Source organism: Kerstersia sp. (assembly GCF_052103615.1).
Lineage (GTDB): Bacteria > Pseudomonadota > Gammaproteobacteria > Burkholderiales > Burkholderiaceae_B > Kerstersia.
Genome location: NZ_JBQEKA010000033.1, coordinates 22,815 through 32,935, shown reverse-complemented (window position 1 = coordinate 32,935; position 10,121 = coordinate 22,815). Strand labels below are relative to the sequence as shown.

General features: G+C 62.5%; 9 protein-coding genes and 1 pseudogene. 8 read left to right on the top strand and 2 right to left on the bottom strand.

Going from position 1 to position 10,121, the window contains the following annotated elements; genetic code table 11:
* Positions 1-387 (top strand): annotated as a pseudogene (locus ACTJGZ_RS09080) (protein translocase subunit SecF); the annotation flags it as partial.
* On the opposite strand, the gene ACTJGZ_RS09075 reads toward ACTJGZ_RS09080, so the two are convergent.
* A complete protein-coding gene (locus ACTJGZ_RS09075; RefSeq protein ID WP_441662607.1) occupies positions 384-518 on the bottom strand; it encodes a hypothetical protein in 135 nt (44 codons plus the stop codon). The pseudogene ACTJGZ_RS09080 and the gene ACTJGZ_RS09075 overlap by 4 nt on opposite strands.
* A gap of 107 nt (positions 519-625) precedes the next feature.
* Here ACTJGZ_RS09075 and ACTJGZ_RS09070 point away from each other — a divergent pair, with 107 nt between their 5' ends.
* From ACTJGZ_RS09070 to aqpZ, 7 genes are all read left to right on the top strand, one after another.
* Positions 626-1,939, top strand: coding sequence for an MFS transporter (locus ACTJGZ_RS09070; protein ID WP_441662606.1), 1,314 nt, complete (start codon positions 626-628; stop codon positions 1,937-1,939).
* Positions 1,940-2,184: 245 nt separating this feature from the next.
* Positions 2,185-3,663 carry a tRNA (N6-isopentenyl adenosine(37)-C2)-methylthiotransferase MiaB gene (gene miaB / locus ACTJGZ_RS09065; protein WP_441662605.1) on the top strand — a complete coding sequence of 493 codons (1,479 nt, stop codon included), beginning with the start codon at positions 2,185-2,187 and terminating at the stop codon, positions 3,661-3,663.
* Positions 3,656-4,663 carry a PhoH family protein gene (locus tag ACTJGZ_RS09060; protein WP_441662604.1) on the top strand — a complete coding sequence of 336 codons (1,008 nt, stop codon included), beginning with the start codon at positions 3,656-3,658 and terminating at the stop codon, positions 4,661-4,663. The genes miaB and ACTJGZ_RS09060 overlap by 8 nt, the downstream gene beginning before the upstream one ends.
* A 4-nt stretch (positions 4,664-4,667) precedes the next feature.
* Positions 4,668-5,192 carry an rRNA maturation RNase YbeY gene (gene ybeY / locus ACTJGZ_RS09055; protein WP_441662603.1) on the top strand — a complete coding sequence of 175 codons (525 nt, stop codon included), beginning with the start codon at positions 4,668-4,670 and terminating at the stop codon, positions 5,190-5,192.
* A gap of 169 nt (positions 5,193-5,361) precedes the next feature.
* Positions 5,362-6,252 (top strand): HlyC/CorC family transporter, encoded by an 891-nt coding sequence (locus tag ACTJGZ_RS09050; protein ID WP_441662602.1) that lies wholly within the window; start codon positions 5,362-5,364, stop codon positions 6,250-6,252.
* A gap of 55 nt (positions 6,253-6,307) precedes the next feature.
* Positions 6,308-7,900, top strand: coding sequence for an apolipoprotein N-acyltransferase (lnt, locus tag ACTJGZ_RS09045; RefSeq protein WP_441662601.1), 1,593 nt, complete (start codon positions 6,308-6,310; stop codon positions 7,898-7,900).
* 206 nt (positions 7,901-8,106) lie between these two features.
* Complete coding sequence (gene aqpZ, locus ACTJGZ_RS09040; protein WP_441662600.1) at positions 8,107-8,802, top strand: aquaporin Z; 696 nt, start codon at positions 8,107-8,109, stop codon at positions 8,800-8,802.
* A 26-nt stretch (positions 8,803-8,828) separates the two neighbouring features.
* On the opposite strand, the gene ACTJGZ_RS09035 is transcribed toward aqpZ, so the two are convergent.
* A complete protein-coding gene (locus tag ACTJGZ_RS09035) occupies positions 8,829-9,953 on the bottom strand; it encodes a glycosyltransferase family 4 protein (protein ID WP_441662611.1) in 1,125 nt (374 codons plus the stop codon).
* Positions 9,954-10,121: the final 168 nt, after the last annotated feature.

The window sequence follows — 10,121 nt, the reverse complement described above, 5'->3', positions numbered from 1 at the left end:
GAATTCTCGCTGCCTGTGCTGGCTGGCGTGCTGGCAGTGCTGGGCTACTCGGTCAACGAATCCGTGGTCATCATGGACCGGATCCGCGAGAACTTCCGCAAGCAGCGCAAATCCAGCGTCAAGGAAGTCATCAACAGCGCCATCACCCAAACCATCTCCCGGACCATCATTACCCACGGTTCGACCCAGATGATGGTGTTGGCCATGTTCTTCTTCGGCGGCCCTTCGCTGCACTACTTCTCGCTGGCCTTGACCATCGGGATCTGGTTCGGTATTTATTCCTCGGTATTCGTCGCTGCCTCCATCGCCATGTGGCTGGGCGTGAAGCGCGAAGACCTGGTCAAGCCGGTCAAGGAAGAAAACCCGGCGGACGTTATCGAAGGCTAAAGCCCGGTAACACGCAGGAAAATCAGGACGCCGCCCGCATGGGCGGCGTTTTTTTTCAAAACACATTCTTTTAACGGCTGTTCCTTTTTTTTTAAATTTTTTTTTTTCCCATCCCCTCGGTTGTCCCACATGGCCTTTTTCCGCCGCGAATCGCGGCGGCCGCCGCCCATCAATATGCCCTGGAATGCCTAGCGCACTCCCCCATTGTTCCTACGGATGCAGATTTGCAGCACTTTTCATGACTTCCGCTTCAACCATACCGCCAGACGCCAGCAACCGCCCGCTCAACAAAGAAGACTACAAAACCCTCGCGCTCTCCGCGCTGGGCGGCACGCTTGAGTTCTACGACTTCGTCATCTTCGTTTTCTTCGCCATCACCATCGGGCATTTGTTCTTCCCGCCCGAAATGCCGGAATGGCTGTCCCAATTGCAAACGCTGGGCATTTTTGCCGCCGGTTATCTGGCGCGTCCGCTGGGCGGCATCATCATCGCCCACTTCGGCGACCGCCTGGGCCGCAAGCGCATGTTCGCGCTCTCCATCTTCCTGATGTCGCTGCCGACGCTGGTCATCGGCCTGACGCCCACCTATGCCGATATCGGCATCGCCGCGCCTATCATCCTGCTGCTGATGCGCGTGCTGCAAGGCGCTGCCATCGGCGGTGAAATGCCGGGCGCATGGGTGTTCGTGGCCGAACACGTGCCGCGCCAGCACTATGGCTTCGGCGTCGGCGCCCTGACCTCCGGCATCACCGGCGGCATTCTGCTGGGCAGCATCATGTCCATCGCGATTTCCAGCTTCTACACGACGGAAGAAGTCAACGACTTCGCCTGGCGTATTCCTTTCATCCTTGGCGGTATTTTCGGCCTGATTTCGGTCTATCTGCGCCGCTTCCTGGGTGAAACGCCCATTTTCAAGGAACTGGCCGCCAAGCGCATGCTGGCCACGGAAATGCCTGTCAAGACCGTGATCCGTGAACACCGCAGCGCCTGCATGATTACCGCCGGCCTGACCTGGTCACTCTCCACCGCTGTCGTGGTACTGGTCCTGATGACGCCCACGCTGCTTCAGGCGCGCTATGACATTCCGCGCACGCTGGCACTGCAGGCCAACTGCGCCGCCACCCTGACGCTGACGCTGGGTTGCGTCTTCTTCGGCTGGCTGTGCGACCGCATCAGAATCCGCGCCAGCATGATCCTCAGCTGGGGCGGCCTGATCATCACGGCTTATTGGTTCTTCCTGAGCCTGCCCGGCATCACGCCCACGCAGCTGATTCTGCAATACGCGCTCATGGGCCTGTTCTGCGGCGCCATTGCCACGACGCCGATTGCATCCACTCACGCCTTCCCGCCGGCCATCCGCTTTTCCGGCCTGAGCTTCGCCTATAACGTGGCCTACGCCATCTTCGGCGGCCTCACGCCTGTGCTGACCCAGCTCTGGCTGCAAAAAGACCCGCTGGCGCCGGCGCACTATGTGGCTGTCACCGCTATTGTCGCCATCCTGATTGCATTCATGCCCCTGGCACGTTTCGGCTGGCGCCCCAAGGCGGCTTAATCCCCGCCCCGCTCCGCTGACCGGCAGCCATCCGTCAGGCGCCGGGCGCCACGCTCACCGGCAGCGGCAGCGGTAATCCCATTGCACAGCCTTCCTCCACACGCGTTCAGTGTGCAGGAAGGCTGTTTCGCATTCCCCTCCGTTGTTTCGTAGAAACGAAAACTCCCTCCATGCGCGGTAAAATGATGGGTTCTCCTTCTTTTTTCTCTTCGCCCCCGGGATAAACACCCGCTACGGCACCGCCCATGAAAGAAACTACGCTACGCCGCACCGGCATCGAACCGGCTGCGCCCGCCCCCATTCCCGATACCGCCCAGACCCTGGCCCAGTTCGCCGCCGCCGATGGCGCGACGCGCAAACTCTACATCCGCACCTTCGGCTGCCAGATGAACGAGTACGACTCGGACAAAATGGCCGACGTCCTGCGCGAAAACGAAGGGCTGGAATTGACTGACGACCCTGAACAGGCGGATGTCATTCTGTTCAACACCTGTTCGGTGCGCGAAAAGGCGCAGGAAAAAGTCTTTTCCGACCTGGGGCGCGTCAAACATCTGAAGCAGACCAAGCCTGAGCTCATCATTGGCGTAGGCGGCTGTGTCGCCAGCCAGGAAGGGGATGCCATCGTCGCGCGCGCGCCCTATGTCGATGTCGTATTCGGCCCGCAGACACTGCACCGCCTGCCTGACCTCATCGCGCGCCGGCGCGAGGAAGGCCGCTCGCAAGTGGATATCAGCTTTCCGGAAATCGAAAAATTCGATTCCATGCCGCCAGCCCGCATCGACGGCCCTACCGCCTTTGTGTCCATCATGGAAGGCTGTAGCAAATACTGTAGCTTCTGCGTCGTGCCTTACACGCGCGGCGCGGAAGTCTCACGCCCTTTCGACGATGTGCTGGTGGAAATCGCCGACCTGGCCGATCAGGGCGTGCGTGAAGTCACGCTGCTGGGGCAGAATGTGAATGCCTACCGCGGCGCCATGGGCGACACGGACGAAATCGCCGACTTCGCGCTGTTGCTGGAATATGTCCACGAAATTCCCGGCATCGAACGCATCCGCTACACCACCTCGCACCCCAAGGAAATGACGCCGCGCCTGATCGCCGCGCATGGCAGCCTGCCCAAGCTGGTGCCTTTCCTGCACCTGCCGGTGCAGGCTGGCAGCGACCGTGTGCTGTCCGCCATGAAGCGGGGCTATACCTCGCTGGAGTTCAAATCCATCGTGCGCCGCCTGCGCGCCGCGCGCCCCGGGCTGACGCTGTCGTCCGACTTCATTGTCGGTTTCCCGGGGGAAACGGAAGAAGACTTCGAAAAGACCATGAAGCTGATTGCCGATGTGGGTTTCGACACGTCCTTTTCTTTTGTGTACTCGCGCCGGCCCGGCACGCCGGCCGCCGATCTCAGCGACGACACCCCCCAGGATGTCAAGCTCAAGCGGCTGCAACGCTTGCAGGCCCTCATCAACGAACAGGCCAGCGCTATCAGCGCCGCCATGGTCGGCACGACCCAGCGCGTGCTGGTCGAAGGCGTCTCGCGGCGCGACCCCAACGAACTGATGGCGCGCACGGAAAACAACCGTACCGTCAACTTCCCGGCGCCGCAGCGTCTTATCGGACAAATGGTTGATGTCCTCATCACCCATGCCAATACCAACTCGCTGCGCGGCCGCATTGCCCTGCGCGAAACGGGCGCGGCACCGGCTGTCATGGCAGAATTCATCAATGAGTGAAAAACACAGTCCCAAATCCCTCGTCACCGACATTCTTCTGGAAGGCGACAACACGCACCTGGCCAACCTGCTGGGCCCTTTGGACGAAAACCTCAAGCAAATCGCCAATGGCCTGGATGCCACGCTGGCCCGGCGCGGCAACCGTGTCAGCATCAGCGGCAAGGATGCCGGCATCGCCGCCCAGGCGCTGCAACGCCTGCACCAGCGCGCTGCCAATCAGGCCCTGACGGTCGATGACGTCCAGCTGGAGCTGGTCGAACTGGGCGCAAGCCGCGCCGCCGCCAGCCAGGATTTCGATCCTGCCGATCTGCCGCCGGTCGATGATGCCAGCGGCGGCATTGCTCTGCGCACCCGCCGCACCGACCTGCGTCCGCGCACGCCGCGCCAGCGTGAATACCTGGACAACATCCTCAAGCACGACATCACCTTCGGCATCGGCCCTGCCGGTACCGGCAAAACCTGGCTGGCCGTTGCCTGCGCCATTGATGCGCTGGAACGCGACACCGTGCAGCGCCTGATCCTGACGCGTCCGGCCGTCGAAGCCGGGGAACGCCTGGGTTTTCTGCCGGGCGACCTGACACAGAAGGTAGATCCCTATCTGCGCCCGCTGTATGACGCGCTCTATGACCTGATGGGCTTCGAAAAAGTGCAGCGTCTTTTCGAAAAGCACACCATCGAAATTGCGCCGCTGGCCTATATGCGCGGGCGGACGCTGAACCATGCCTTCGTGATCCTGGATGAGGCCCAGAACACGACGCCGGAACAAATGAAGATGTTCCTGACACGCATAGGCTTCGGCAGCAAGGCTGTCATTACTGGCGACCCCAGCCAGGTTGACTTGCCCAAGGGCCAGCGCAGCGGCCTGGCGCACGCGGCCGGGGTGCTGGCCGACGTCAAGGGCATTGCCATGACTCAGTTCACCAGCCGCGACGTCGTTCGTCATCCGCTGGTAGCCCGCATCGTGGATGCCTATGAACGTCATGACGCGGAAAATGCCTGACACCATGACGCATTCCCCTGCATCCCGCCGCAGCGCGGCGGTACCGGCACTCTCGCTGGCGGTGCAATACGCTGTTCCGGAAGCGCGTTTGCCGCGCTGGCGTTTACGGCGCTGGCTGCAGCGGGCGCTGCAAGAAGCGGCGGCGGCCGCAAGCGCCAGCCCGGACGATGCGCCCGGGTTTCAGGCCGCCAGCCTCACCCTGCGCTTTGTGGATGCCGAAGAAGGCCAGGCCCTGAATCTCGAATTCCGCCAGCGTGACTACGCCACCAATGTGCTCACCTTCGAATACGGAACCGACCCTGAAGGCACGGCGCATGGCGACATCGTGATCTGCCTGGAAGTGCTGGAGCGTGAAGCCGCCGAACAGCATAAGCCCTTCCTGGACCACGCCGCGCACCTGACTGTGCATGGCGCCTTGCATGCCCTGGGCTACGACCATATCGAAGAAGATGAGGCCGAATACATGGAAGCGCTGGAAACGCGTATCCTCGCCCGTCTGGGCCTGCCCGACCCCTACGCCCCGCGCTGAGGACGAGCGGCTGCCCTCCTGCCGGGCGCGGCCGCTATCCCGCGCAACTGGCAAGAACCTTAAATATCTGGTAAATATTTCGGGGTTTTCTCGTATTTGCTCATAAATCACCACATATCCCCGCTTTTATTGGGTTATGCTGGTTTTCCCATAATCAGTCCTCAGGACGATGTCAGACCCTTATCCTGCAACCAGTTCCGACCATTCGGAACGCAAATCCACCCCCGCCAAATCCCTGTTCCACAGGCTGTTTTCGCGCCAGCATATCGAGCTGGACAGCCTGGAGGACGTCAAGGCGCTGATTGCCGCCGCCCAAGAACACCAGTTGCTCGACCCGGATACCCTTTCCATGCTCAATGGCGTGCTGGAAGTTTCCGAATTGACTGCGGGTGATGTCATGGTGCCGCGCTCGCGCATCGACATGCTGAATATCGCCACGCCGGTTCCGGCGATGCTGTCCGCCGTTCAGGAAACCACGCACTCCCGTTTTCCCGTCTATGAAGACGACAAGGAAAACATCATCGGCATTTTGATGGCCAAGGATCTGCTGCGTCTGACGCACGATCCCAAGCTCGATTTGCGCAGCCTGCTGCGCCCTGCCATCTTCATCCCCGAATCCAAACCCCTGACCGTCCTGTTGCGTGACTTCCGCAACAAGCGCAGCCATCTCGCTCTGATTATTGATGAGCATGGCGGCATCTCGGGCCTGGTGACCATGGAAGATGTTCTGGAAGAAATCGTCGGCAATATCGAAGACGAATTCGATGCCGATACGCCGACCATCTTCCCCGAAAGCGCCAGTTCCTGGCGCATCGAAGCCACGACGGAAATCGAGGACTTCAACGAAGCCCTGCACGCCGACCTGCCCACCGACGACTACGACACCGTCGGCGGCTGGCTGGCCGATGAGCTGGACCGCATCCCGCGCCGCGGCGACCGCCACAGCCATGACGATTTGCTGTTCGAAGTCCTGCGTGCCGATGCCCGCCGTGCTTTATGGCTGCGTGTATCGCGCCAGGCCACGCCGCCGGCCGACCCGGCAGCCAAGGAAACGCGCTGACGCCAGCCAGCCTGTTGCCCTGGCGCCCGCCCCCAGCCTACTCCTTGCTGACACGATGAATCTCTCCCGGCTCCCGGATGCTCCCCTCAACCGCCTGCCCTGGCTGTTGGCGGGCGCCTTGCTCTACGCCCTGGCTTTCGCGCCCGGGCCGCTGCCTGCCTGGCTGCTGCCCTGCGCGCAGTGGCTGGGCCTGGGCCTGCTGGCCCGGCATACCTTGCTGGCACCGACGCCATGGCGCGCCGCGCGTGACGCCTGGCTGTTTGGCACCGTATTCTTCGCGCTGGGCACCTACTGGATTTACATCAGTCTGCACACCTTTGGCGGCATCCCGGCGCCCCTGGCAGTCGCTGCCGTCGTCGCACTGGCTGCGGTCATGGCGCTTTATTTCGGCCTGGCGGCCCTGCTTACGCGCTGGCTGGCGCCTGACGGACTGGGCTTGCCCGCCATTCTGGCCTGGAGCGCGGCGTGGACCGGCGCCGAATGGCTGCGCGGCACGCTCTTCACCGGGTTTCCGTGGCTCAATGCGGCGTATGCCCAAGTCGATGGCCCTTATGCCGGCTGGGCGATTCTCGGCGGCGCCTATACCGTCGCATTCTGGGCCGCATTTTCCAGCGCAGCCCTGCTGGTCTGCCTGCCCGCAGGCACACTGGCCCTGCGGCGGCGCTGGCCGGCACTGGGTCTGGCGCTGGTGACTGCCGCGGCTGGCCCCCTGCTGGCACGCGTCGAATGGAGCCATGCGGACGGCGAACCGCTACGCGTGGCGCTGGTGCAAGGCAATATCGGGCAAGACATCAAATTCGACCCCATTCATATCGTGAACGCGCTGCAAACCCATTTGCAGATGAGCGCGGCCGCATTGGAAAGCGAACAAGGGGCGGACTTGGTCTTGCTGCCGGAAACCATGATTCCGCTCTTCCAGCATCAATTGCCCATGGCGTTCTGGGAGCAATGGCGTGACCTTGCGGCCAACCATGAAGCGGTGGTGCTGATGGGTGTCCCGCTCTATTCCGGCCCGCCCGACCGCTACACCAACAGCATTGTTTCCCTGCACGCCGAGACAGATCTGGACGCGCTATTTGCCGGCACCCCGGCTGAACACTACGACAAGCAACACCTGGTGCCCTTCGGCGAATTCATCCCGGCAGGCTTCCGCTGGTTTGTCGATATGATGGAAATGCCCCTGGGCGACTTCAATCGCGGGGACATCTCCCAGCCGCCCTTCCCGGCCCACGGACAGTCTGTCGCCGCCAATATCTGCTACGAAGACGTCTTTGGCGAAGAACTTCTGCCTGCCGTGCGCAATGGCGCCACCTTGCTGGCCAACTTCAGCAACCTGGGCTGGTTCGGCAGCAGCTGGGCCTTGCGCCAGCACTTGCAAATGTCGCGCCTGCGCGCTCAGGAAACCGCCAGGCCCATGCTGCGCGCCACCAATACCGGCGCCACGGCGATTGTCGATGAGCGCGGCCAGGTCCAGCACAGCCTGCCCACCGCATCGGTCGGCACCCTGTACGCCACGGTGCAAGGCCGCAGCGGGCTGACTCCTTATGCCCGCACCGGCAACACCCCGGTACTCGCCGTCATTGCCTTGCTGCTGGTGCTGCTGGGCGCCGCGCGCCTGCGCCGCAAACCGGACGCAGCCAGCCGCTGATCCAGGCTGCCTCAAGAGGGATAGCCGCGGCATCCCTCTGTACGGATTTCGCCTACTCAATGTGAAATAAATGGAATTAAGAGAAATTCCTGACATTTATTGCATTTTTCTTTTCACTCATTGACATCGGCTGCCCCCTGCCAGGAACACCAATCCATATGATCTGCGTCGGAGTTATCTGAAATTTCCCTTCGCAGGAGTCAAATATGTTCAAGCGTCTGGGTGCCGAACTCTTCGGCACATTCTGGCTGGTGTTCGGTGGCTGCGGCAGCGCCATTCTTGCCGCTGCCTTTCCCGAACTGGGTATCGGCTTTGCTGGCGTCGCATTGGCCTTCGGCCTGACCGTGCTGACCATGGCCTATGCCGTCGGCCCTATTTCCGGCGGCCACTTCAACCCTGCCGTCACCCTGGGCCTGTGGGCTGGCGGCCGCTTCAAGTGCGGCGAGGTCATTCCCTACATCATCGCCCAAGTCATCGGCGGCCTGCTGGCGGGCGCAGCGCTCTACCTGATCGCCAGCGGCAAAGTCGGTTTTGACGCTACCGCGAGCGGCTTTGCCTCGAATGGCTATGGCGAACACTCGCCCGGCCAGTACTCGCTGCAAGCCGTCGTCATCGCCGAGCTGATTCTCACGGCCTTCTTTTTGCTCATCATCATGGGGGTCACCGACAAGACTGCCGCTGCCGGCTTCGCGCCGCTTGCGATTGGCCTGGCCCTGACCCTGATTCACCTGATCAGCGTCCCGGTCAGCAACACCTCGGTCAACCCGGCGCGCAGCACCGGCGTCGCGCTGTTCCAGGGCACCTGGGCCGTGGAACAGCTGTGGGTCTTCTGGCTGGTCCCGCTGGTTGGCGGCATCATCGGCGGCCTGATCTACCGCGTGCTGTTCAGCAAAGCCCAGTAAACCCCGGCGGCAGCCGAGGTGATGCCTCAGGCAGCTGGCGCCGCCAGCTGCCGTGGCGAAACCGCGTCGTAAATCGCCAGATGCATCTGCACGATTTTGCGGATATCAAATTCCGCCTCTGCCAGCAAACGGCCCTGCCGCCCCATTTCCCGGCGCTGCTCAGCGTCATGCGCCAGTTCCATGACCGCGCGGGCCAAGGCGGCGGCATCTTTCACCGGTACAAGCACACCGGTCACGCCCGGCGTGATAGCGTCCCTGCAACCCGCCACATCCGTGGTGACGACCGCACGGCCACAAGCAGCCGCCTCGACCAGCGATTTCGGCAAGCCTTCACGATAGGACGGTAACGCGACAATATGCGCGGAGGCGTACAAGGCGGCAATATCATGCCGTTCACCCAGAACCTCCACCGCGCCTTCAGCGCGCCACCCTGCCACATCGTCCTCGGTGACCGAGGCCGGATTGCCCGGATCGGGCTGCCCCGCCAGCAACCATTGCACCCCCGCTCCGGCAGCGGCAGACTGGCGGGCCGCCGCCACATACTCTTCCACCCCCTTGTCGCGCAGCAAACGGGCTGCCATCACGACACGCACCGGGCCATCAGGCTCAGGCAAAGCGGGATAGCGCTGCAAATCGACACCCGAGCCGCGAATCATGACAACCTGGGCGGGCCTAACGGCACCGGCCTGCAGCAACGCGTCCCGATCTTCCTCATTCTGGAAAATCACCCGGCTATTGCGATGCCCCAATGCGCAACGATAGAGCTGCAAGGCGATACGCCGCTTCCAGCCGCTTTTGCCCATGAAAAGAAAACCCAGGCCTGAAATCGCGGCAACCATGCCCGGCACACCGGCCAAACGCGCGGCAATGCCGCCATAAAGCACCGGCTTGATCGTGACCAGATGCACGATATCCGGCTTCACCCGCCGGAACAAACGCCATATCGACCCTAGCGTGCGCAATTCCTGGAGGGGGTTGCCGCCGCTGCGTGTCATGGGCAGGCTGTGATGAACCAATCCCAATGCCAGCACTTCCGGCACGCTGGCGCCAGGCATGGTCGCCAGATGCACCTCATCGCCCCGCGCCAGCGCCGCTTGCGCCAGCGGCAGACGGTGCGACAGGAAAAATGCCGGATTATTGACGACATACATCACACGGCGGGGCCGCCGCAGCGGAACCGGCTCGCCGCAGACGCGGCGCCGCAAAGCGGACAGGCCCTGGCGCTCGCGCAAGCCTTCCCAGACCTCACCATAGCGCTGCGCCATCTGCGCCAGGCCAAAGCGTGCCGTCACACTGGCCCGGCCCTGCTCTGCCCCGCT